Raw genomic sequence first — 21,910 nt, forward strand, 5'->3', positions numbered from 1 at the left:
GGCCCGCACCGAACGCCCGCGCCGTGACCGAGCCCTGCGGCGTCGTGCCGTCGACCCCGACCTCCGCGACGGGCGTGTCGGCGGCGGCCGGCGACAGCACGCGACGGGCGAGGTCGAGGTCGGTGCCGAACTTGACCAGCAACGACAGCAACGCGGCGTCGGCCGGAGCGGGGCCGGAATCGACCTCCGGGCGGGGTCCGGTGGTCTTGAGGTATGAGGCCGCCCGGGCGGCGTCGATGACCTCGGCGATCGAGGGGCTCTTGCGCAGCGGCAGGTCGCGGAGTCGGCGGGCGAGGTCGACGACCTCGCCGATGACCTCGTCCTCGATGTCGGGCGCGCGCACCGCGACGATGGCGCGCTCGGTCTCCGGGTCCGGATAGTCGACCTGGAAGTGCAGGCACCTGCGCTTGAGGGCCGGCGAGAGTTCCCGGGTGTCGTTGGAGGTCAGGATCACCCAGGGCGACGACCGCGCGGTGAACGTGCCGAGTTCGGGCACCGACACCTGGCGTTCGGCGAGCACCTCGAGCATGACCGCCTCCATCGCCTCGTCGGTGCGATCGATCTCGTCGACGAGGAGCACGGTGGGGGTGGTCGAGGTGATCGCGGCCAGCAGCGGCCGGGCCACCAGGAAGTCCTCGGTGTACACGCCGACCTCGGTACGCGCCAAGGCCGCCGAAGCCGCCGAAAGGCTTGTCTCCGCGGCCAGTTCGGCGCTGATGCGATCGCGCAGCATCTGCACGTGCAGCAGCTGGCGGGCGTAGTCCCACTCGTAGAGCGCACGCGAGTCGTCGAGTCCCTCGTAACACTGCAGGCGGATGAGTTCGCGCCCCGACGCCGCGGCCAGCGCCTTGGCCAGTTCGGTCTTGCCGACGCCGGCCGGCCCCTCCAGGAGCAGCGGGCGGTCGAGCAGCGTCGCCAGGTGCACGACGACCGCCAGCTCGGGTCCGATCAGGTATCCCTGCTCGCCCAGGGCGGCGGTCAGTTCCTCTGCGGAGGCGAAACGAGCGGTCTCGTCGGCGTCCGCCAGGCGGGCCAGACCGGTGGAGGTGTGCGTCATCGGGTCGCCAGACCTTCCTTCGTCGGATCGTTGGGGTGGGACGGACCGCGTGCCCCGGGAGGGATCTCCCCTCCCGGGGCACGACTCCGCCACGGGCGTCGTGGGGGGTCGACGCCCGGGGGGCACGATCAGTAGCTGCCGGTGAAGGCGTGCGTGACCATGGGGATCAGCGATTCGACGGTGCTCTCGCGGGGGTTGCCCGGGGTGCACCAGTCGCCCATCATGTGCTCGGCGATGGCGCGGATCTGCTTCTCCGAGGTGTCGATGCCCTCGCCGCGGCCCTCGTACTTACCGGTGTTCATGCGGTTCTTCTCGTAGCTGTTGGTCGACAGCTGTCCGAAGTTGTCGGGGATACCGAGGTCCTTCGACAGGCGGATGGCCTCCTCGACCGCGGCGTCGGCGGCCTGGACGGTGGTCATCTTCGAGGTGTCGACGCCGAGCAGCGCGGCGATCTCTGCATAACGCTCGAAGCGGGAGGGCAGGTTGTACTCCCACACGCGGGGCAGCGCGATGGCGTTGTTGAGACCGTGGTGGCTGTCGTAGAAGGCGCTCACCGCGTGGGACAGGCTGTGCACCAGGCCGAGACCGCCGGAGTTGAACGCCTGCGCCGAGATGTACTGCGCGTGCATCATTCCCGTGCGCGCCTCGAGGTTGCGCGGATCGTAGACGGCGGTCCGAAGGTGCTTGGCGATCAGCTCGATCGCGTACTTCGCGTTGCCGAGCGACGGCGCGAAGTCCAGTCGCGAGACGTACGGCTCACTGGCGTGGGCGAGGACGTCGAAACCACAGAACGCGGTGAAATGCTCCGGGCAGGGGTAGTACAGCAGCGGGTCGTCCATCGCGAGGTCGACCAGACAGGTGTCGTCGAACGCGACCCACTTGTGCGGGTTGTTCATGTCCGAGGTGTCGGTGATGACATACGCCCAGGAGGTCTCCGAGCCGGTGCCCGCGGTGGTCGAGACCGCGATGTGCTTCGGGTTCTCCTTGTTGGTGGCCTTGGAGAAGCCCTCGAACTCGTTGATGTTGCGGCCGTCGTGCGCGATCACCATGCGGGCGCCCTTGGCGGCGTCGTGGCTGGAACCACCGCCGACCGAGATGATGCCGTCGCACTTCTCCGACTGGTACAGCGCGGCGGCGTCCATGACGTTGTAGTCCTTGGGATTGGACTCCACCTGGTCGAAGAGGACCACGTCGACACCCTGGTACTCGATCTTGCCGATCAGTTCCTCGATGATGCCCGAACCACGGAGGCCGGTGGTCATCAGCAGGGCACGGGTCATGCCCAGTTCTTTGGCCTCGACACCGAGCATGTCGTGCGCACCGACGCCCAGCTTCGCCTTCGGGAACGGGTGGAACTCCTTGATCGGGAAGTCCCAGATCTGGTTCAGCTCAATGGCCATGGGGTGAACTCCTTGTGACGGTTGGGTCTGTCACAACGAGAATGTCGCTCAGATCACAACGGCCACAAGGGGTCCTGACCCTTGGCGGGCAGGGTCGGTCCAACGGGACGGGGGTACCACCTGTCCGATCGGACAGGTCGGCACACGCGAATCAGTCGGAGACGCGCTCGATCTCGCCGCCGAGGCTGCGGAGGATCTCCACGAAGTGCGGGTAACCGCGGTCGATGTGTTCGACGTCGTGCACCTCGGTCACGCCGTCGGCGACGAGGCCCGCGAGGACCAGGCCGGCGCCGGCGCGGATGTCCGAACACCAGACGGGTGCGCTCGAGAGCTTCTCGATGCCGCGGATCACCGCATGGTGTCCGTCGGTGCGTGCGTCTGCCCCGAGGCGCACCATCTCCTCGACGAAGCGGAACCTCGCCTCGAAGACGTTCTCGGTGATGACGGACATGCCCTCGGAGATGGCGGCGAGGCCGATGGCCATCGGCTGAAGGTCGGTGGGGAAACCGGGGAACGGCAGCGTCGAGACGTTGACCGCGACCGGCCGACTGTCGTGACGCACCCGGAACCCGTCGTCGAAGGTGTCGACGCGGGCACCGGTGTCGACGAGCTTGTTGAGTACGAGCTGCAGGTGTTCGGGCAGAACACCGCGGACGGTCACGTCGCCGCGCGTCATCGCGGCGGCGATGCCCCAGGTGGCGCCGACGATGCGGTCCCCCACCACGCGGTGGGTCGTGGGATGCAGGCGGTCGACGCCGTTCACGGTCAGCGTCGACGTACCGGCGCCCTCGATCTGCGCACCCATCTGCTGCAACATCACGCAGAGGTCGACGATCTCGGGCTCGCGGGCGGCGTTGTCGATGGTCGTCTGGCCCTCGGCGAGCACCGCGGCCATCAGGATGTTCTCGGTGGCACCCACCGACGGGAACTCGAGCGCGATGGGCGCGCCGACGAGCGCGTCGGCCTCGGCGACCACGCAACCGTGCTCGATGGAGCTGGTCGCACCGAGGGCGCGCAGACCCGCCTGATGCATGTCGAGGGGCCGCGACCCGATCGCGTCACCACCCGGAAGCGCCACGACGGCTCGATGGCACCGGGCCATCAGCGGACCGAGGACGCACACCGAGGCACGGAACTGCCGAACAGCTGCGAAATCGGCGTGGAACTTCGGTTCGGCCGGGGACGTGATCGACACGGTGTCGCCGTCCATCTCGACGACAGCACCGAGACCTCGCAGGACGTCGGCCATCAGCGGCACGTCGGCGATCTCCGGTGCGTTCGTCAGCACCGTCGTCCCCTCGGCCAGCAATGCCGCCGCCATCAGCTTCAGCACGCTGTTCTTGGCGCCACCCACCGACACCTCACCGGACAGACGTGCCCCGCCCGTCACCAGAAACCGATCGCTCACGCATGCCACCTTATCCGCCGCCGTCCGGCACTCATCGCACGCAGTACATTCAACGCATGGCCGTTCATCTGACGAGGATCTACACCCGCACCGGCGACGACGGTTCGACCGGTTTGAGCGACTTCTCGCGCGTCCCCAAGACGGATCCGCGCGTGGTCGCCTATGCCGACTGTGACGAAGCGAACGCCGCGATCGGCGCGGCACTGGCTCTCGGCGGTGACGTACCCGCCGACATCGCCGCGGTGCTGTCCACGGTGCAGAACGACCTGTTCGACGCCGGCGCCGACCTGTCGTCGCCCATCGTGGAGAACCCGAAGTACCCGCCGCTGCGGATCGCCCAGGAGTACATCGACGCCCTCGAGGGCTGGTGCGACGACTTCGGCGCCGATCTGCCGCCGCTGGACTCGTTCATCCTCCCCGGCGGCACCCCGTTGGCGGCCCTCCTGCACCAGGCGCGCACCGTGACCCGTCGTGCGGAGCGTTCGGCCTGGGCCGCGGTGGCGGCACACCCGGACACCACCAGCGTGTTGCCGGCGAAGTACCTCAACCGACTGTCGGACCTGTTGTTCATCCTGTCGCGGGTGGCCAACCGGGCACCCGACGGCACGCTCGGCGACGTGAAGTGGGTTCCGGGCGGCAACCGGCAACGTCCGGAATCATCCGACAGCTGAGAACTGGGCGCCGAAAGACGCGAATACCGGCGCGATCCCGCCGACCGGCGGGATCAGGCGCTCTTACGCCGCTGTGACCGTGCGGACTGCCGCGACTCCAGCCAGGACTGGAACGCGGTGACCGCGCCCGGGCCCATGGCGAGCTCGTAGCCGTCCTTGACCTTGCCGTCGGTGCCCGCACCATCGGAACCCTTGCCGATGGTGGGGGTCTTGCCGGTGGTCTGTACCTGGAGGATCAGCATGCCCTCGAGGATCTCCGTCTCGGTGCCCTCGGGACGGCGACGGCCGGCGATCTCGATGCCCTGACGGGCGAAAGTGACGTTCGGGCCCGGACGCAGCGATGCCAGCCGGTAGTAGCGCAGTGAATTGTCGCTGTAGTGCACCGTGCCGTGTCGCCAGCCGTGATCGACCTCCGCCGGGATGGTGCGCAGCAGGATCGGGGTGCCCACGCGTCGGAGCTGGGCCAGACGCACCGCCAGCAACACACAGACGATGACGGCAACCGCCAGCAGCACACTGAGCAACACGACCAGCAGCGTCATCACCTACTCCTCTGTGCAATCACCGCATACGTCCTATCCGCCGTCGAAATCCTGATCGAGGATGGACGGCATGACCGGCAAGCGGGACAAGGGCTGTGGATCCAGCATGCCAGATCACGCACATCGGACGCGAAACGACCTCGGCCGGTCACCGGACGTGAGTCCGATGACCGGCCGAGGCGACCGTCGCGCGAGCGAGGGTGTTACTTCGAAACGTGCTGTGCCGCAGTCAAACGCGCGTGAGCACGGTGATACTCCGGGGAGTCCGGCTCAGCCTGCTCGAGTGCGGTCTTCTCCGCGTTGATGTCGACGTCGTCGGCCCAGTCGGCCGACTCCGCGAGCACCGTGACGGCCTCGCCGGTGACGGACAGGAATCCGCCTTCGACCGCGGCCGCGCGGCGATTGCCGTTCTCCTCGACGATCACCACGAAACCACCCGGGACCAGCTGGCCCAGGAGCGGCTCGTGGTTGGCCAGGATGCCCAGCTCGCCGACCGTGGTCTGCGCGATCAGGAACGTGGCCTCGCCCGAGTACAGGCTCGAATCCGCGGAGACAACCTCCACGTGGAAGGACTTCTCAGCCATGGATTACCGCTACTTTCCGGCGATCTTGGCGGCGGCGGCCTCCACGTCGTCGAGTCCACCGCAGCTGTTGAACGCCTGCTCGGGCAGGTGGTCGAACTCGCCCTTGGCGACACGGTCGAATGCCTCGATGGTGTCCGCGAGCGGGACGACCGAGCCCTTCTGACCGGTGAACTTCTCGGCGACGAGGAAGTTCTGGCCGAGGAACTTCTGGATACGGCGAGCACGCTGCACCGTGACCTTGTCCTCTTCGGAGAGCTCGTCCATACCGAGGATGGCGATGATGTCCTGCAGCTCCTTGTACTTCTGCAGGATGCGCTTGACCTCGTTGGCGACGCGGAAGTGCTCGTCGCCCACGATCGAGGCCTCGAGGATTCGCGAGGTCGACGTCAGCGGGTCCACGGCGGGGTAGATACCCAGCTGCGAGATCGGACGCGAGAGCTCGGTGGTCGCATCGAGGTGCGCGAAGGTGGTCGCCGGCGCCGGGTCGGTGTAGTCGTCGGCGGGGACGTAGATCGCCTGCAGCGAGGTGATCGAGCGGCCCTTGGTCGAGGTGATGCGCTCCTGGAGCTCGCCCATCTCGTCGGCCAGGGTCGGCTGGTAGCCCACCGCGGACGGCATACGGCCGAGGAGGGTCGAGACCTCCGAGCCGGCCTGCGTGAAGCGGAAGATGTTGTCGATGAACAGCAGCACGTCCTGGTGCTTCACATCGCGGAAGTACTCCGCCATGGTCAGCGCCGACAGAGCCACGCGCATACGCGTGCCCGGCGGCTCGTCCATCTGACCGAACACCAAGGCGGTGTCCTGGAGAACGCCCATCTCCTCCATCTCGAGGTGGAGGTCGGTGCCCTCACGGGTGCGCTCGCCGACGCCGGCGAACACCGAGGTGCCGGAGAACTCACGCGCGATACGCGTGATCATCTCCTGGATGAGGACGGTCTTGCCGACGCCCGCACCACCGAACAGACCGATCTTGCCGCCCTTGACGTACGGGGTCAGCAGGTCGATGACCTTGATGCCGGTCTCGAGGATCTCGGTCTTGCCCTCGAGCTCGTCGAAGGCCGGGGGCTTGCGGTGGATGCTCCACTGCTCGCCGTCGCGACCCAGGCCGGGGCTGTCGAGGCAGTCGCCGAGGGCGTTGAAGACGTGGCCCTTCACGACGTCGCCGACCGGCACGACGATCGACTTGCCGGTGTCGGAGACCGACGCACCGCGGACGAGGCCGTCGGTGGGCTGCATCGAGATGGTGCGCACCAGGTTGTCACCGAGGTGCTGCGCGACCTCGAGGGTCAGGGTCTTGGCAACCGAGGAGAGGGTGACCTCGGCGTGCAGGGCGTTGAACAGCTCAGGGATCGAGCCCCGGGGGAACTCGACGTCGACCACGGGGCCGATGATGCGGACGACCCGCCCGTCGGCGGAACCCGCCGACTGCGCGGAGGGGGTTTCTACTGCTGCGGTCATGGTGCTTGGGTCACTTCCTCTTGATCGAAGTATTGGTTCTCGTCGTCAGGACTCGGGGGCGCTGCGGCTAGTTGGCCAGTGCGCTCGAACCACCGACGATCTCGCTGATTTCCTGGGTGATCTGGGCCTGGCGGAGCTGGTTGGCCTCGCGTGAATACGTCTTGGCCAATTCCTCGGCGTTGTCGGTCGCCGCCTTCATGGCGGTGCGTCGAGCCGCCGACTCCGATGCGGCCGAATCCAGCAGTGCCGCGTACACCCGCGTTGCCACGTACTTCGGCAGCAGCGCGTCGAGCAGGGCATCCGCACCCGGCTCGAACGTGTAGTTCCGAGACGGGGTGTCGTCGGACGACTCGTCGTCCTCGGACACGACCAGCGGCGCCACCCGGCGGACCTCCGGTACCTGCGACAGCATCGACTGGAACCGGGTGTAGACCAGGTGCAGTTCGTCGACGCCCTCGAGGACGCCGTCGCCACCCGGACGCTCGACGTCGGTGCCCGACCCGGCCACGAACAGATCCACCAGGAACTGTGTCGGCTCGGCGGCGTCCATGTACTTCGGCGCCTCCGAGAAGCCCGTCCACGAGTCCGAGACGGTCAGGCCGCGGAAGTTGAAGAACCCCACACCCTTTCGACCCATCACGAAGAGCACGGGTTCCTTGCCCTCCTCGCGCAGCAGCGCGATGAGTTCACGGGTCGCCTTGAGCACGTTGGCGTTGTAGCCACCGCACATGCCGCGGTCGCTGGTGACCACCAGGATCGCCGCGCGCTTGGGATTCTCGCGCTCGTTCAGCAGCGGGTTGTCCAGGTAGCCCGAGTTGCTCGCGAGCTCGGAGAGCACCGTCGTCATCTCTTCCGAGTACGGCTTCGCCGCCGCGACGCGACCCTGGGCCTTCGTGATACGCGAGGTCGCGATCAGCTCCTGAGCCTTGGTGATCTTCTTGGTCGACTGGACCGACCGGATGCGTGAGCGCAGCTCACGAATGCTGGCCATGAGCCCTCACCCCTTCCTTATCGCAATGTCCGTTGACGTCTGAGATCACTTGCGGATCTTGATCTCTTCGTTCTCGACGTTCTCGGCATCCATTGCCTGCGCCTCGGCCTCGTTGACCACGCGACGGCCGTCGTGGGTGAGGTAGCCGTTCTTGAACTTGTTGGTCTCGGCGACGAGGGCCTCGGCCTGGTCGTCGGCGAGCGCCTTGCCGCCGGCGATCGAGTCGTAGACACCCTTCGCGTTGTGGTGCAGGTGGCTCAGCAGCTGGGTCTCGAAGTTGCGCACGTCGTCGACCGGGACCGAGTCGTAGTGGCCCTCACCGCAGAGGTAGATCGAGACGATCTGGTCCTCGACCGAGAACGGGCTGTACTGGTCCTGCTTGAGCATCTCGACCCAGCGTGCGCCGCGTTCGAGCTGCGCCTTCGACGCATCGTCGAGGTCGGAGGCGAAGGCCGAGAAGGCTTCCAGCTCGCGGAACTGGGCCAGCTCCAGACGCAGCGAACCCGAGACCTTCTTGAGGCCCTTGGTCTGTGCGGCACCACCGACGCGGGACACCGAGGTACCGACGTTGATGGCCGGGCGGACACCCTTGTTGAAGAGGTCCGACTCGAGGAAGACCTGGCCGTCGGTGATCGAGATGACGTTGGTCGGGATGAACGCCGAGACGTCGTTGGCCTTGGTCTCGATGATCGGCAGACCGGTCATCGAACCACCGCCGAGCTCGTCGGAGAGCTTTGCACAACGCTCCAGGAGGCGCGAGTGCAAGTAGAAGACGTCACCGGGGTATGCCTCGCGGCCCGGCGGACGACGCAGCAGCAGCGAGATGGCGCGGTAGGCCTCGGCCTGCTTGGTCAGGTCGTCGAACACGATGAGGACGTGCTTGCCCTGGTACATCCAGTGCTGGCCGATGGCCGAACCGGTGTAGGGGGCGAGCCACTTGAAGCCGGCCGAGTCAGAAGCCGGGGCGGCGACGATGGTGGTGTACTCCATCGCGCCGGCCTCTTCGAGAGCGGACTTGACGCCGGCGATGGTCGAACCCTTCTGACCGATCGCGACGTAGATGCAGCGGACCTGCTTGGTGGGGTCGCCGGTCTCCCAGTTCGCCTTCTGGTTCAGGATGGCGTCGATGCAGACGGCGGTCTTGCCGGTCTTGCGGTCGCCGATGACGAGCTGACGCTGTCCGCGGCCGATGGCGGTCATGGCGTCGATGGCCTTGATGCCGGTGGCGAGGGACTCCTCGACGGGCTGGCGCTCGAGCACCGACGCGGCCTGCAGCTCCAGGACGCGCTGCTCTTCGGCTTCGATGTCGCCCTGACCGTCGATCGGGGCGCCGAGGGGATCGACCACGCGGCCGAGGAAGGCGTCGCCGACGGGCACGGAGAGCACGTTGCCGGTACGGCTGACCTGCTGGCCTTCTTCCAGGGACTCGTAGTCACCCAGGATGACGGCGCCGATCTCGTCCTCGTCGAGGTTCAGCGCGACGCCGAGGACGCCGCCGGGGAACTCGAGGAGCTCGTTGGCCATTGCGCTGGGCAGTCCGCTGACGTGAGCGATACCGTCCGACGTATCGGTGATGATGCCGACCTCGTCACGCGACGCTTCGGCTTCGAACGACGAGACGTACTGCTCGATCGCTCCCTTAATCTCGTCTGGTGAGATCGTCAACTCCGCCATGGGTTCTCGTCTTTCCTTGATTAGCTCTGAGGCTTTAGGGCTCGGGCTTGGGGTGTTCAGGTGGTCAGGGGTCGAGCTGCGTCAGCGCGGCAGGGTCTCGGCTGCCTTCGCGAGGCGCGTGGCGACATCGGCGTCGATGACCTCGTCGCCGACGCTGATCCGCAGGCCGCCCAGCAGTTCGGGCTGGACCTCGGTCTGCACCGAGATGGTGCGGCCGTAGATCCCGCCGAGGACGGTCGCGAGGCGCTCGACCTGTGCATCGGCCAGCTTGGAGGCCGACACGACGTGGGCGACCGATTCGCCGCGTCGGGCGGCGGCCAGCTCGGCGAGCTGATCGACGGCGACATCGGCGGCCTGACCGTTCAGCAGGCGGACGGTCGAGGACAGCAGCGTCCAGGTGTGGCCACTGACCTTGTCCCCCACCAGCTTCTGCAGGAGGTCGACGCGCTTGTCGGCGTCCTTGCTGTGATCGGAGAGCAGCGAAGCGAGCTGCGGGTTGGCCTCCAGGATCCGGCTGACGCGGAACAGCTCGTCCTCGACCTGCTCGATGACCCCGTCACGCTCGGCGGCGGTCAGCACGATCAGCGAGTTCTGACGACGCAGGGCGGCGATGAAGTCGCCCGACGACGACCAGCGCTGAGTCGAGGCGGTCGCGAGGACCTCCACGACCACCGGGGCCACCTTGCCGTCGAACAGGGTGTGCACCAGCGAGTTCTTGCCGGCGGCGTTCTCGTCGTCCTCGACCAGGCGCTTGCGCAGCACCGGGTTCTCGCCGAGGAAGTTGATGGCCGCGGTCAGGTCACCCGACGCCGCGGAGAGAGCCGCACCGTCGAGGTCGCCCGCAGCCGAGTCGAACTTGTCCGACACGGCGAGAGCGGCGTCGCGGCTCGCGGCACGCATGGCGTGCAGACCGACGAGCTTGGCGCTCGACGGAATGGCCGACGACGATCCCGACGACATCTCCTCGAGCTCGTCGATGACCCGGTCGACGCTGGCGGCCTGGGCCGAGTCGTCGGCGAGGTGGTTGCGCACGAGTTCGCCGGCCTTGTCGACCGCGGCGAGGCCGAGGTCGGTACGAAGCTGACGGACCAGGTTCGCCCGCACCAGCGCGACCTGGTTGCGGCCGTGCTCGGAGATGCGCTTGACCTCGTGATCGGCCTGGGCGCGGATGTCGGAGGTGATCGCCTCGGCGTCTGCCGCGGCGTCCTTCTTCATCTGCTCTGCCTCGGCCTTGGCCTCGGCGACGGCCTTTTCACGGGCCTTCTGGCCTTCGGCGACCCGCTTCTTGGCGGCTTCGGCCTCGGCGAGTTGGGTGCGCACCGTCTCCTGACGATCACGCATCATCTTCTGCACCGGCGGGCGTACGTACTTCCACAGCAGGAAGATGATGACCGCGAAGCCGAAGAGCTGAGCGATGAAGATCGCAGGGTCGAACGCAGCACCGATGTCGTGGAGCCAGGTGCCGATGGGGCCCTGGTCGGATTCGGTCTCAGTGTTGGCAGCCATCAGTTCACCGCTCCGCTCGTCGATCGGGTGTCGGAAAGAGTGGCCGAGTCGACACCGAGCACACGCGCCGCGAGGGTCTTGGCGAGTGTGTCCACATCAGCTGCAGCCGTCGATGCCGCCTGCTCACCCTGAGCCGCCAGCTCGGAGCTGGTCGACTGCAGGGCAGCGTCGGCCTCGGCGGTCGCTCGCTGCTTCATCTCGTTCAGCTGTTCACGGCCCTGTGCGCGAGCTTCGTCGCGCTTGGCGGTGGCCTCACCGCGCGCTTCCTTGAGGAGCGAACGGAACTGCACGTCCGCATCCTCGAATTCGGCGGCGGCAGTCCGATTGTCCTCCGCGGTGCGGTGGATCATCTCGTCCCGCTCCTCGAGGACCTGCTGAATCGGCGGAACCACGAACTTGCGGATGACCAGCAGCAAAATCACGAAGATGAGCAGGACAACGAAGAACGTTCCATTCGGAAGCAGGAAGTTCTCTGCAGCAAGCGTCATTGTGGTGAGGTGTCGTTTCTACTCGGCGACAAAAGGGAGAGCGGTGATCAGCCGGCGCTGATCGGGGTGGCGAACACGAAGAGCGCCATGAAGGCCAGGTTGATGAAGTAAGCGGCCTCAACCAGACCAACGGTGATGAAGAACGGGGTGAACAGACGACCCTGAGCCTCCGGCTGGCGAGCGATACCGGCGATGAGCTGGCTACCGGCCAGGCCGTTACCGATACCGGCACCAACGGCGCCACCGGCCATGATCAGGCCGCCACCGATGAGTGCGCCGAGGCCAATGTAAGGATCCATTGTGATATTTCCCTTTCGGTTGCTGACAACTGGTGTGTCAGGTCTGTGGCTGCGACGACAGGCGCCGACGCAGGTCGGTCATGTGCGGTTGTGGTCGCGGCGTTCCCGCCGCGAGGTGCCCTGGACGGGCGGTCAGTGATCCTCGGTCTCCATCGACTGCGAGAAGTAGAGGATCGTCAGCAGCGCGAAGATGAACGCCTGGATCAGGCCGACGAACAGCTCGAAGGACTTCCAGATCGCGTTGGGCGCCCACATGATGTACGGCGGGAACAGGGCGATCAGGGCGACCATCATGCTGCCGGCGAACACGTTGCCGAAGAGTCGCAGCGAGAGCGAGATCGGCTTGGTGAACTCCTCGATCACGTTGATCGGCGCGAGGAAGGCGACGTGGCCCTTCACGATGCGAGCCGGGTGACCCAGCAGGCCGCGGGCCCGGAAGCCGGCGATCTGATACCAGATGAAGACGAAGACGGCGAGCGCGTAGGCGAAGTTCACGTCCGCGGCCGGCGGCTTGAGGATCTCGTGATGGCCCACCTGGACCGGCAGGACCGACAGCCAGTTGGAGATCAGGATGAAGGTGAAGAGCGAGACCGCGAGCGGGAGGACGTACGGAGCGACCTTCATGCCGATCGCGCTCTCGACCTGTCCGCGCATCTGGATGGTGACTGCTTCCCAGAAGAGCTGCACACCCGAGGGGACGCCGGTCGAGGTGACCTTGGACTTCAGGTAGAAGGCCAGCGCGAGCATGATCAACGCCGCGAGCGCCGTCGCGATGATGGTTTCCAGATTGAAGGTCAGTCCGAAGAGCTCGAACTTGGTGTAATGACCCACCTGGATGGCTGGTTCGCCATCCTCTGCGGCTAGGTAGAAGGCGGTCGTCATGGTTGGCTACGAAGTCCTTTCATCACCGGAATGACCGTGTTCAGCACCAAGACCACCTGGCCGATGGCGAGTCCGAACATCGCGCCCAACCCGTCGGGTTGGACCAGAAACGCCGCCAGCAGAGCGAGCACCGTGATGGCACCGAGTCGCATGGCGGAGTTGAGAGCAAGAGCGGTTTTACGGGGGTTCAACTCGGCGGTGACCGTGTCGACGGCACGCTTCACGAGCAGTGCGTTGACCAGGATTCCCGCGACTCCGAGCAGGAAGAACACTGCGAAGAGGGGATGACCGACGAGGATCGAGACCACCGCGACCACGAGCGTCACGCCGCCGGCGATGAGTGCCGGACGACGCAGACCGGTGGGCGCCTGCGGATAGACGGGGGCTGAATCAGGGGCAGAAGTCTCCATGTCCCTCTCCTCAGCTCGTTGAATCCATACCGACGGCACGGGGCACCCGCGTGCGTGCAGCAACCAGTGGCCGCCATGCAACAGCTCGCGTTTGGTGTGACCCTACCAACACCACCCCGAAGGTCTTACCGGGGGGTATGAGTCGAGGCTCGCGAGAACCGCCGGCGAGATCCGTCGGCGCCCGGGCCACAACTACTACGGCCGATAGTACACGAGGTTTACCGTGCCCTTACCAAGGGTGCGCTCGGTCGGAACCGGACACTACCGGACACACCCGTGGACCTCAGCGGAAGGCTTTTGTCGACGTCCGGAGCTCGGCGAACCTGCGCTGCAGTCGTGGCGCCATGGTGACCAGCAGGGCCACCACCAGTCCCCCGCCGAACATCGGCGCGACCACCGACAGCGGGAACAGGGTGCTCGCCGCGGCGGAGAAGGCCAGGACACCGACCCAGAGGTAGATGATCAGCGCGACGCGACGCTGGGAATGGCCGAGTTCGAGCAGCCGGTGGTGCAGGTGCATCTTGTCGGGGGTGTAGAAGCCGACTCCGGCGCGGGTCCGGCGGATGACCGCGAGCAGCATGTCGAGCATCGGGATGAAGACCACGGCCGCGACGAGGATCAGCGGTGACAGCAGGGTGAAGATGTCGGCCGGGCCGTAGGCGTTGACCGCGATACGGCCGGATGCACTCGTCGAGGCGGCCGCCAGCATGAGCCCGATCAGCATCGCCCCGGAGTCGCCCATGAAGATCCGGGCCGGCGAGAAGTTGTGCGGCAGGAAGCCGAGGCAGGCCCCCGCGAGTGCGACGGCGATGAGTGCCGGCGGGTAGTAGCTGACGTCGCCGCCCTGATCTCGGAGCAGGCCGAGGGAGAACATGCAGATCGCCGACGCGGCGATGAGTCCCAGACCGGCGGCGAGACCGTCGAGACCGTCGACGAAGTTGATGGCGTTGATGGTCGCCACCGTGACGGCCACGGTGAGGAGGCCCGCCTGGAGCGGATCGAGCACGATGGTCCCGATGTCGGCGAACGGCACCGGCACCTGGATCCAGGAGATGCCCAGGAGCACGAGCACCCCGGCGGCGGTGAGCTGGCCGACGAACTTCGTCAGCGCGTCGAGGCCCCACCGGTCGTCGACGACGCCGACCAGGACGATCACCGTGCCCGCCGTGATCACCGCGGTCATGTCGGTGGTGTAGGCGAACAGACGGTTGAGTGCGGGCAGGTTGGCGGCGAGGGCGATACCGGCCACCACCCCACCGAACATGCCGAGACCACCGAGTCGCGGGGTCGGGATCACGTGGACGTCGCGCACGCGCGGCACGGCGACCGCGCCGGCCTTGATCGCGAACACCCGCACCGCCGAGGTCAGCAGATACGTCATCGCGGCGGCGGTCAGGCCGACGAGCAGCAACTCGCGCAGCGGGACACCGGCCCCTCCCCCGTCGGTCGCGGCCGCGAGCACCACCGGGGCGGCGTCGATCATCGGCTCACCACTGCAGCCGTGGAGGTCGCTGGGGACGTATCGGACACCCGGACAACGCTACCCGCATGCGAGGCTTCTGATCTCACGGTGGATCCGGTCGTGCGTCGAGAGATCGTCGGTCGTCATCGCGGCCAGCATCGCGTCCGCGACCGACGGGATCATCTCCGGGGTCAGGCCCCGCGAGGTGGCTACTGGGGTGCCGATCCGGATTCCCGACCCCTCGGCGACCGGACGCTCGTCGAAGGGCAGGACGGCCTTGTCGACGACGATCCCCGCTCGGTTGAGACGTTTCTGCGCCTCGGTTCCCGAGATGCCGAGCGCCGCGACGTCGACGACCGCGAGATGGATGTCGGTGCCCCCGGAGACCACCCGCAGCCCGCGGGCGGTCAACGCATCAGCGAGGTCTCCGGCGTTGCGCGCGGCCGCGGCCGCATAGGCGGCGAACTCCTCGGTTCCGGCGTCGTGGAAGGCGACGGCCTTCGCGGCGATCGCGTGCATGGACGGGCCGCCCTGGATGAACGGATGGACCGCTTTCCGCAGCGCGTCGGCATGCTCGGTGCGCGCCAGGATGACGCCGCCGCGGGGCCCGCGGAAGACCTTGTTGGTGGAGAAGGTGACGACGTCGGCGTGCGGCACCGGCGACGGGAGCAGCCCGGCGGCAACGTGTCCGGCGAGGTGCGCCGCGTCGACCAGGAGGATGCACTCCGCCTCGTCGGCGATCTCGCGCAGCAGCGGGTAGTCGAAGGAACGCGAATACGTCGTGCCGCCCACGACCAGCATCCGCGGCCGATGCACCAGGGCCAGTTCGCGGACCTGGTCGTAGTCGACGAGCTCGTCGTCGCGGCGCACCTCGTAGTGCAGCGGGGAGAACCAGCGACCGGAGAAGTTGGCGCGCGAACCGTGGGTCTGGTGCCCGCCGTGCTCGAGCCGCAGCGCGAGCACGGGGTCACCCGGCTGGGCGAACGCCGCGTGGACGGCGAGATTCGCCGCACTCCCCGACAGCGGCTGGACGTCGACATGACCGGCGCCGAAGAGGTCCCGCGCCCGGCCGATCGCGAGTGCCTCGAGCTCGTCGACGATCTCGCATCCGCCATGATGGCGCGAACCGGGGCGCCCCTCGGCGTACTTCGAATCGAAGGTCGAGGCCATCGCGGCCCGCACCCCCGCAGTCGGTTCGGTCTCGCTCGCGAGCAGTTGGAGCCACGTCCGCCGGCGGGACGATTCCCGCTCGATCAGCATGTCGATCTGCGGGTCACCCGTCGAATCTATGCCCGACGCCAACTCAACCACGCAGTGACTCGGGGTCGACGTCGAGGACCTCGGCGACGGCCTCGATCGTGATGGCACCCTCCCGTAGAACCCGCGGCTGCGCGCCCGACACGTCGACGATCGTCGACGCCTGGGCGATCGGCGCGGGCCCGCCGTCGAGGTACACCGAGATCTTGTCGCCGAGCTGTTCCCGGGCCTCGTCCACCGTGGTGGCGGGCGGGCTACCCGACACGTTCGCGCTCGAGACCGCCATCGGCCCGACCTCACGGAGCAGCTCGATCGCGACCGGATGCAGCGGCATGCGCAACATGACCGTGCCGTCGGTGTCGCCGAGATCCCAGGCAAGCGAAGGCGCCTGACGGACAACGAGACTCAGACCGCCGGGCCAGAACGCCTCGATCAGGTCGCGGGCAGCCTGCGGGACGGACAGCACGAGTCCGTCGATGGAATGCCAGGACCCGACCAGGACCGGCACCGGCATGTCCCGGCCGCGGTGCTTGGCCGCGAGCAGCGAGCCGACGGCGTCGGAATCGAAGGCATCGCAACCGACTCCGTAGAGCGTGTCGGTGGGGACCACCACCAGGCGTCCCGCCTTCGCCGCCCCGACGGCCGCGCGTATGCCCGCCGAACGGCTCTGCGGATCGTTGCAGTCGAAAACAATGCTCACGGGTCCATCCTTTCATGCCACCGGTGATGCATTCCGGCAGACGCGCCTCAGCCGACGCGGCGGGCGGTCACGAAGCGCGGCCGGCCGGCCAGATCCGTACGGGCGGTCACCTCGTCGAATCCACCGTGGGCACGTAGACACTCGACAACGGCATCCGAGGTGGTGTCGTCGTGTTCGATCCCGACGAGACCGCCCGGGGCGAGCACGGTCGCGATGATCGGCACCATCGGGACGATCACGCTCATCCCGTCGTCGCCGCCGAAGACCGCGCGCGCCGGGTCGTGGTCCACCTCGGGACCGACCTCGGACCGCAGCGGGACGTAGGGCGGGTTGGTCGCGACGATCGAGACGCTCCCCGCCGGGATCACGCGGCCGATCTGATCGGCATCGGTGACGTCCGCGGCCACCACGTCGAGCCGTTCCCGAACCCCGACCGGTGCATCGGAGACGTTGCGCCGCAGCCACTTCAACGCGGCGTCGTCAATCTCGACGGCCGTCACGCGCGCCGAACGGACCAGCGTCGCCAGGCCGATGGCCAGGGCGCCGCTCCCACTGCAGAGATCGACGATGCGCACCGGGTCCGCCCTGGTCGCGGCGGCGGATGCCGCCCATTCGAGCAGATACTCGGTTTCCGGTCGAGGGATGAACACGCCCCGGCCGACGGCCAGCTCGAGCGGACCGAATGCCGCGGTCCCGACGATGTGCTGCAACGGGATTCGACGCGCGCGCTGGTCGACCGCCGTCCGGAACCGACGGACGTGTGCGTCATCGATGGTGTCGATGACGATCAGGCGGCCGGGGTCACACGAGAGGACGTGGGACATCAGCCATTCGGCCTCGCGTCGTGCCGAGTCGATTCCGGCTGCGGCCAGTTGTGCGGTGGCGCTGCGGATTTCGTCGGCCACCCGGGCCGGCGCGTCCGACATCGGGTTATTCGGCTTCCATGCGGGCCTGGCGCTCGGCGGCGACGAGTGCGTCGAGGAGGTTGTCCATGTCCCCGGCGAGAACGGCGTCGAGGTTGTTGGCCTTGTAGCCGATGCGGTGATCGGTGATGCGGTTCTCGGGGAAGTTGTAGGTGCGGATGCGCTCGGAACGGTCGACGGTGCGGATCTGCGCAGCACGACCCTCCGCGGCCGCGGCCTCGGCCTCCTCCTCCGCCGCCGACTGGAGGCGGGCGGCGAGGACCTGCATGGCGCGGGCCTTGTTCTGAAGCTGCGACCGCTCGTTCTGGCAGGTCACGACGATGCCAGTGGGAAGGTGGGTGATGCGCACCGCGGAGTCGGTGGTGTTGACGCCCTGGCCGCCCTTGCCCGACGACCGGTAGACGTCGATGCGCAGATCGGATTCGTCGATCGCGACCTCGGCGACCTCTTCGGGCTCGGGGTAGATGAGCACACCGGCCGCCGAGGTGTGGATACGTCCCTGTGACTCGGTCACCGGCACCCGCTGCACGCGGTGCACGCCGCCTTCGAACTTGAGCCGCGACCACACTCCGTCGCGGACGGTCTCCTTGGACTTGATCGAGAAGGTCGCCTCTTTGTAACCGCCGAGGTCGGATTCGGTGACACCGAGGGTCTGCACCTTCCAGCCGTGTCGCTCGCAGTACTTGAGGTACATGCGTGCAAGGTCGGAGGCGAACAGCGCGGACTCCTCGCCGCCGGCGCCGGACTTGATCTCGAGGACCACGTCGTCGCTGTCGTGCGGGTCGCGCGGGGCGAGCAGGTCGGTGAGCGTCGCGTCGAGCTCCTCGACGGTCGCCTCGAGGGCGGGGATCTCGGCGGCGAAGGACGGGTCGTCGGCGACGAGTTCACGCGCCGCCTCGAGGTCCTCGCGGGCCGCCTTGAGCTTGTTGTAGGTCGACATCACCGGGGCGAGTTCGGCGAACCGCTTGCCCACCCGCCGGGCGGCGGCCGGGTCGTCGTGGAGCGAGGGGTCGGCGAGCTGACGCTCGAGACCGGAGTGCTCGGCCAGGATGTCATCGATGGCCGACGGACTCTGCGTACTCACTGCGAACCTCACTCGTGGAAACGGAACTCACCGCCGAAGACGCCTTCGGCAAGAATGCTCGGGGAAGGAAAGACCTGGTCAAACACAAACGACGCCCGTCCCGACTCGGCGTCGGGCGGGCGTCGCAGCGTGGTCTACTTGGAGCGCTTGCCGTAGCGCTTCTCGAACCGGGCGACACGGCCGCCGGTGTCGAGGATCTTCTGCTTGCCCGTGTAGAACGGGTGGCACTGCGAGCAGACTTCGACGTTGATACGACCGTTGGCAGCGGTGCTGCGGGTCTCGAACGTGTTGCCGCAGCCGCAGACGACGGTGGTCGCCGCGTACTCGGGGTGGATTCCCTGCTTCATGTCTGGCTGTCCCTTTCTGTGGTCGCCGGGTCACCGTCGCCTTTCGACGGTGTGAACCGGAACCGGACTCGACCGCTCAGTATGCCATGTGCGCCGTTCGCGACGGAAATCGCGGACGCAGCGGTCGCAGGTTGGTCAACGGCCAGGGGCCCGATTTGATTCCCGGGCGAATATCACACCTCCGGAGGGTCGTGGAGGGGGGCTTGGGAGTAATACCATGGCCGACGGCCATTCTCCTGGCAACACCCTCTCCGACCACGAAGGATTCTCGATGTACGACGCCGCTTCGGCCGGTACCAGCACTCCACTGAGCACCACCCCGGATGAGTCGTCGACGCAGCAGTCCGCCCCGGCACGGCGCAAGCCGGCCCGGTCACCGTGGAACCGGCGGAATCCCTACCCGGCGACGATCGTGACCAACACCGTCCTGTCGGGTCCGGGATCGGCCAAGGAGGTGCGGCACGTCGAGATCTCGCTCGGCGACAGCGGCATCACCTACGAACCGGGCGACGGCATCGCCATCACGCCGGTCAACGATCCCGCCCTGGTGGATCTCCTTCTCGAGCGTCTGGGAGCCGTCGGCGACGAGATCATCGCCGACCGGAAGGCCACCTACAGCCTCCGCGAGGCCCTGACCACCCGTTACGAGATCGGCTGCCCGTCGAAGTACTTGGCCAAGGCGGTGGCCGAACGGACCGGCCATGCCGACCTGACCCGCCTGATCGAGGCCGGCGACGCCCAGGCGCTCGACGCATGGCTTCGCGGGCGAGACGTCCTCGACCTGCTGAACATCGATCCGACCATGGACTTCGCGCCCGAGGAACTCCTCGAGGAACTCAGCCCGCTCGCCCACCGCGAGTACTCGATCTCCTCGAGCCCCACGGTTCACTCGGGGACGGTGCACATCACGATGGCGACCGTGCGCTACGTCGCCGGCGACCGCGAACGCGGCGGCGTCTGCTCGACACACCTCGCCGACCGCTGCGCGCCCGGCGACACCGTGAACGTCTTCATCACCCCCAACAAGACGTTCCGCCTGCCCGAGGGCGACGCCCCGGCCGTCATGATCGGTCCGGGAACCGGCATCGCCCCGTTCCGCGCCTTCCTCCATCACCGTGCGGCCACCGGCTCGACCGGACCGAACTGGTTGTTCTTCGGCGACCAGCATCGCGACACCGACTACCTCTACGCCGACGAGATCGACGGTTTCGTCACCGACGGCCTGCTGGACCGGTTGGACCTCGCCTTCTCGCGGGACCAGGACCACAAGGTCTACGTGCAGGACCGGATGCGCGAGAACGGCGCGGACCTGTTCGCCTGGCTGGAGAAGGGCGCTCACGTCTACGTGTGCGGTGACGCCGCCACGATGGCCGGCGACGTCGACGCGGCCCTCCACGAGATCGTCGCCCAGCACGGCGGACTCGATTCCGACGCCGCGCGCGACTACGTCGACGCCCTCCGCGCCGCGGGCCGCTACGCCCGCGACGTCTACTGAGCCGACCCCGGCGAGATCTGCACGCCGTGCCCGACCCCACCGACGACCCGATCCGGCCGAGCGATCTCGAGATCCTGCTCGCGACACCGGGTTTCGGCGACTCGGCGGTCAGTTCGGACATCGACACGATCGCCGCGCGACTCCCCACGCTCGCGGAGGTCGTCGGTGTCACGGTCGCCGGACCGGTGATCATGAACGCGGTCGGCGTTCACGGGATCCCCACCCCGCTGGGCGGCCCCCTCACCGTCGGTGCCGAGCAGATCTCGTTGCGACTCAACCCCTCTCGGTTGTCGTCGACGCTGCAGACCGATCCCGCCGCCCAGGTCCCGCCCACGCTGCGCCTGTTCGACGCGGGTGGCGACACCGCGCACGCGACCTACCTGACCGAGAACTCCGATCGCCTCGCCTTCGAGTCGTTGAGCCTGTCCACCTCGATGGCGGCGATCCACAGCTCGGAACCCACGCCCGTCCCGGCGTTCTCCGGACCCGAGTACATCCCGGCCGCACTCCCCGACCGCCGCGACGGCGACCAGATCGGGCTCTTAGACTCGGTCCTGCTCGACGGCGGCACCTCCCGGCTCCGGTTGCTGGCCGAGGGGCGCGGCCCGCGCGGCACCCGCGTCGATCCGAGTCGGGTCATCGCCGCACTCGGGCACGCCGCACTGCTGAGGATGACGGTCACCCTCGCCGCCGCGGCACCGGGGTGCATGCAGATGCGCCAGGACCGGCTCGACGGCGCCCGCGAGCACCGCGGGCAGATGGTCCTGGCGTCCGGCGCGTCTCGGGTGATGATCAACTTCACCCACGTCGAACAGTGCTGGGTCACCTGGTCACAAGGGGCGTGGGGCCCCACTGCCGCAATCGAGTTCTACGACCGGCGCGGGCGCTGTTGCCTCGTCGTCACGCACGTCGGCGCCGTTTCCCGCGCCACCGTCGAGGCGTGGGATCACCTGACCGACGATCTCGCGTCCTGACCCCCTGGCTGCCTGAGGCGCGAGGAGCGCAAGCCGACGGGCCACGAAGGCCTGGTGACCCTTCGATACGCTCGCAAGCTCGCTACTCAGGGAGCGGATACGCTCGCACGCTCGCTACTCGGGGAGCAGAGACACCAAGACCGACGGCCCTGCCCCGCATGATGCGGGGCCGGGCCGTCGGTAGGTTAGTCGACGGTCAGTCGTCGGTGCCACCGGCTCCCGGAGCGGGCGTCTGAACCGACATCAGGAACACGATGTTCGTCTTTGTCTTCTTAAGCAGGCGGATCAGGAGGTCGAT

At 67.6% G+C, this 21,910-nt stretch carries 22 protein-coding genes; 3 read left to right on the forward strand and 19 right to left on the reverse strand.

What is annotated here, in order from left to right; genetic code table 11:
* The 3 genes from LQD00_RS19520 to murA all read right to left on the reverse strand — a co-directional run.
* Nucleotides 1–1,057 (reverse strand): MadB family AAA-type ATPase (locus LQD00_RS19520; RefSeq protein WP_232718952.1); only part of this gene is annotated, 1,057 nt, incomplete at its 3' end.
* Nucleotides 1,058–1,185: 128 nt separating this feature from the next.
* The gene (gene mdo, locus LQD00_RS19525; protein ID WP_006865796.1) at nt 1,186–2,457 is read right to left on the reverse strand and encodes an NDMA-dependent methanol dehydrogenase; all 1,272 of its coding nucleotides are present in this window, start codon (nt 2,455–2,457) and stop codon (nt 1,186–1,188) included.
* Between the two features lie 151 nt (nt 2,458–2,608).
* A complete protein-coding gene (murA, locus tag LQD00_RS19530) occupies nt 2,609–3,865 on the reverse strand; it encodes a UDP-N-acetylglucosamine 1-carboxyvinyltransferase (protein ID WP_232718954.1) in 1,257 nt (418 codons plus the stop codon).
* Between the two features lie 56 nt (nt 3,866–3,921).
* On the opposite strand from murA, the gene LQD00_RS19535 reads away from it, so the two are divergent.
* Complete coding sequence (locus LQD00_RS19535; RefSeq protein WP_232718956.1) at nt 3,922–4,536, forward strand: cob(I)yrinic acid a,c-diamide adenosyltransferase; 615 nt, start codon at nt 3,922–3,924, stop codon at nt 4,534–4,536.
* A gap of 53 nt (nt 4,537–4,589) precedes the next feature.
* Here LQD00_RS19535 and LQD00_RS19540 read toward each other — a convergent pair whose 3' ends face one another.
* The 16 genes from LQD00_RS19540 to rpmE form a co-directional block, all read right to left on the reverse strand.
* Nucleotides 4,590–5,078: a DUF2550 domain-containing protein gene (locus LQD00_RS19540; protein ID WP_232718957.1), complete on the reverse strand. Its 489-nt coding sequence runs from the start codon at nt 5,076–5,078 to the stop codon at nt 4,590–4,592.
* A 203-nt stretch (nt 5,079–5,281) separates the two neighbouring features.
* Nucleotides 5,282–5,662, reverse strand: a complete 381-nt coding sequence (locus LQD00_RS19545) for a F0F1 ATP synthase subunit epsilon (RefSeq protein WP_232718958.1) — start codon at nt 5,660–5,662, stop codon at nt 5,282–5,284.
* Between the two features lie 9 nt (nt 5,663–5,671).
* The gene (gene atpD, locus LQD00_RS19550; protein ID WP_006437298.1) at nt 5,672–7,120 is read right to left on the reverse strand and encodes a F0F1 ATP synthase subunit beta; all 1,449 of its coding nucleotides are present in this window, start codon (nt 7,118–7,120) and stop codon (nt 5,672–5,674) included.
* A 67-nt stretch (nt 7,121–7,187) separates the two neighbouring features.
* Nucleotides 7,188–8,111, reverse strand: a complete 924-nt coding sequence (locus tag LQD00_RS19555; RefSeq protein ID WP_232718960.1) for a F0F1 ATP synthase subunit gamma — start codon at nt 8,109–8,111, stop codon at nt 7,188–7,190.
* A 45-nt stretch (nt 8,112–8,156) separates the two neighbouring features.
* The gene (atpA, locus tag LQD00_RS19560) at nt 8,157–9,785 is read right to left on the reverse strand and encodes a F0F1 ATP synthase subunit alpha (RefSeq protein ID WP_006865802.1); all 1,629 of its coding nucleotides are present in this window, start codon (nt 9,783–9,785) and stop codon (nt 8,157–8,159) included.
* A gap of 81 nt (nt 9,786–9,866) precedes the next feature.
* Nucleotides 9,867–11,291, reverse strand: coding sequence for a F0F1 ATP synthase subunit B/delta (locus tag LQD00_RS19565; protein WP_232718962.1), 1,425 nt, complete (start codon nt 11,289–11,291; stop codon nt 9,867–9,869).
* Nucleotides 11,291–11,779 (reverse strand): F0F1 ATP synthase subunit B, encoded by a 489-nt coding sequence (locus tag LQD00_RS19570; protein ID WP_005196345.1) that lies wholly within the window; start codon nt 11,777–11,779, stop codon nt 11,291–11,293. Before LQD00_RS19570 ends, LQD00_RS19565 begins: the two co-directional genes overlap by 1 nt.
* Before the next feature lie 47 nt (nt 11,780–11,826).
* Nucleotides 11,827–12,078, reverse strand: coding sequence for a F0F1 ATP synthase subunit C (locus LQD00_RS19575; RefSeq protein WP_006360523.1), 252 nt, complete (start codon nt 12,076–12,078; stop codon nt 11,827–11,829).
* A gap of 132 nt (nt 12,079–12,210) precedes the next feature.
* On the reverse strand, nt 12,211–12,960 hold the full coding sequence (atpB, locus tag LQD00_RS19580; RefSeq protein ID WP_119031917.1) for a F0F1 ATP synthase subunit A: 750 nt from the start codon (nt 12,958–12,960) through the stop codon (nt 12,211–12,213).
* The gene (locus LQD00_RS19585; protein WP_006360521.1) at nt 12,957–13,370 is read right to left on the reverse strand and encodes a hypothetical protein; all 414 of its coding nucleotides are present in this window, start codon (nt 13,368–13,370) and stop codon (nt 12,957–12,959) included. Before LQD00_RS19585 ends, atpB begins: the two co-directional genes overlap by 4 nt.
* Before the next feature lie 283 nt (nt 13,371–13,653).
* A complete protein-coding gene (locus tag LQD00_RS19590; protein WP_232718964.1) occupies nt 13,654–14,853 on the reverse strand; it encodes an MraY family glycosyltransferase in 1,200 nt (399 codons plus the stop codon).
* A 57-nt stretch (nt 14,854–14,910) separates the two neighbouring features.
* The gene (locus LQD00_RS19595; RefSeq protein ID WP_269785227.1) at nt 14,911–16,134 is read right to left on the reverse strand and encodes a serine hydroxymethyltransferase; all 1,224 of its coding nucleotides are present in this window, start codon (nt 16,132–16,134) and stop codon (nt 14,911–14,913) included.
* 1 nt (nt 16,135) lies between these two features.
* The gene (locus LQD00_RS19600; RefSeq protein WP_232718966.1) at nt 16,136–16,789 is read right to left on the reverse strand and encodes an L-threonylcarbamoyladenylate synthase; all 654 of its coding nucleotides are present in this window, start codon (nt 16,787–16,789) and stop codon (nt 16,136–16,138) included.
* 47 nt (nt 16,790–16,836) lie between these two features.
* Nucleotides 16,837–17,715 carry a peptide chain release factor N(5)-glutamine methyltransferase gene (gene prmC / locus LQD00_RS19605; RefSeq protein WP_232718968.1) on the reverse strand — a complete coding sequence of 293 codons (879 nt, stop codon included), beginning with the start codon at nt 17,713–17,715 and terminating at the stop codon, nt 16,837–16,839.
* Between the two features lie 4 nt (nt 17,716–17,719).
* Nucleotides 17,720–18,796, reverse strand: coding sequence for a peptide chain release factor 1 (prfA, locus tag LQD00_RS19610; RefSeq protein WP_232718970.1), 1,077 nt, complete (start codon nt 18,794–18,796; stop codon nt 17,720–17,722).
* A gap of 134 nt (nt 18,797–18,930) precedes the next feature.
* Nucleotides 18,931–19,143: a 50S ribosomal protein L31 gene (rpmE, locus tag LQD00_RS19615; protein WP_005196328.1), complete on the reverse strand. Its 213-nt coding sequence runs from the start codon at nt 19,141–19,143 to the stop codon at nt 18,931–18,933.
* 271 nt (nt 19,144–19,414) lie between these two features.
* Between rpmE and LQD00_RS19620 the strand changes: the two genes are divergently transcribed.
* Together LQD00_RS19620 and LQD00_RS19625 are read left to right on the forward strand one after the other, a co-directional pair.
* Entirely contained in the window at nt 19,415–20,638 is a 1,224-nt protein-coding gene (locus tag LQD00_RS19620) for a sulfite reductase subunit alpha (RefSeq protein WP_308196018.1), read from the forward strand.
* A 26-nt stretch (nt 20,639–20,664) separates the two neighbouring features.
* Nucleotides 20,665–21,612 carry a ChuX/HutX family heme-like substrate-binding protein gene (locus LQD00_RS19625; RefSeq protein ID WP_232718973.1) on the forward strand — a complete coding sequence of 316 codons (948 nt, stop codon included), beginning with the start codon at nt 20,665–20,667 and terminating at the stop codon, nt 21,610–21,612.
* Nucleotides 21,613–21,910: the final 298 nt, after the last annotated feature.

Origin of the sequence: Gordonia metallireducens (assembly GCF_021245825.1) — a bacterium.
Classification (GTDB): Bacteria; Actinomycetota; Actinomycetes; order Mycobacteriales; family Mycobacteriaceae; genus Gordonia; species Gordonia namibiensis.

Coding starts and splice junctions, on each gene's coding strand:
- atpD (WP_006437298.1), bottom strand. CDS start 7,120: ATGACCGCAGCAGTAGAAACCCCCTCCGCGCAGTCGGCGGGTTCCGCC.
- atpB (WP_119031917.1), bottom strand. CDS start 12,960: ATGACGACCGCCTTCTACCTAGCCGCAGAGGATGGCGAACCAGCCATC.
- LQD00_RS19545 (WP_232718958.1), bottom strand. CDS start 5,662: ATGGCTGAGAAGTCCTTCCACGTGGAGGTTGTCTCCGCGGATTCGAGC.
- atpA (WP_006865802.1), bottom strand. CDS start 9,785: ATGGCGGAGTTGACGATCTCACCAGACGAGATTAAGGGAGCGATCGAG.
- LQD00_RS19535 (WP_232718956.1), top strand. CDS start 3,922: ATGGCCGTTCATCTGACGAGGATCTACACCCGCACCGGCGACGACGGT.
- prmC (WP_232718968.1), bottom strand. CDS start 17,715: ATGTCGGACGCGCCGGCCCGGGTGGCCGACGAAATCCGCAGCGCCACC.
- LQD00_RS19590 (WP_232718964.1), bottom strand. CDS start 14,853: ATGATCGACGCCGCCCCGGTGGTGCTCGCGGCCGCGACCGACGGGGGA.
- LQD00_RS19570 (WP_005196345.1), bottom strand. CDS start 11,779: ATGACGCTTGCTGCAGAGAACTTCCTGCTTCCGAATGGAACGTTCTTC.
- LQD00_RS19540 (WP_232718957.1), bottom strand. CDS start 5,078: ATGACGCTGCTGGTCGTGTTGCTCAGTGTGCTGCTGGCGGTTGCCGTC.
- LQD00_RS19575 (WP_006360523.1), bottom strand. CDS start 12,078: ATGGATCCTTACATTGGCCTCGGCGCACTCATCGGTGGCGGCCTGATC.
- LQD00_RS19620 (WP_308196018.1), top strand. CDS start 19,415: ATGTACGACGCCGCTTCGGCCGGTACCAGCACTCCACTGAGCACCACC.
- LQD00_RS19565 (WP_232718962.1), bottom strand. CDS start 11,291: ATGGCTGCCAACACTGAGACCGAATCCGACCAGGGCCCCATCGGCACC.
- LQD00_RS19555 (WP_232718960.1), bottom strand. CDS start 8,111: ATGGCCAGCATTCGTGAGCTGCGCTCACGCATCCGGTCGGTCCAGTCG.
- rpmE (WP_005196328.1), bottom strand. CDS start 19,143: ATGAAGCAGGGAATCCACCCCGAGTACGCGGCGACCACCGTCGTCTGC.
- mdo (WP_006865796.1), bottom strand. CDS start 2,457: ATGGCCATTGAGCTGAACCAGATCTGGGACTTCCCGATCAAGGAGTTC.
- LQD00_RS19585 (WP_006360521.1), bottom strand. CDS start 13,370: ATGGAGACTTCTGCCCCTGATTCAGCCCCCGTCTATCCGCAGGCGCCC.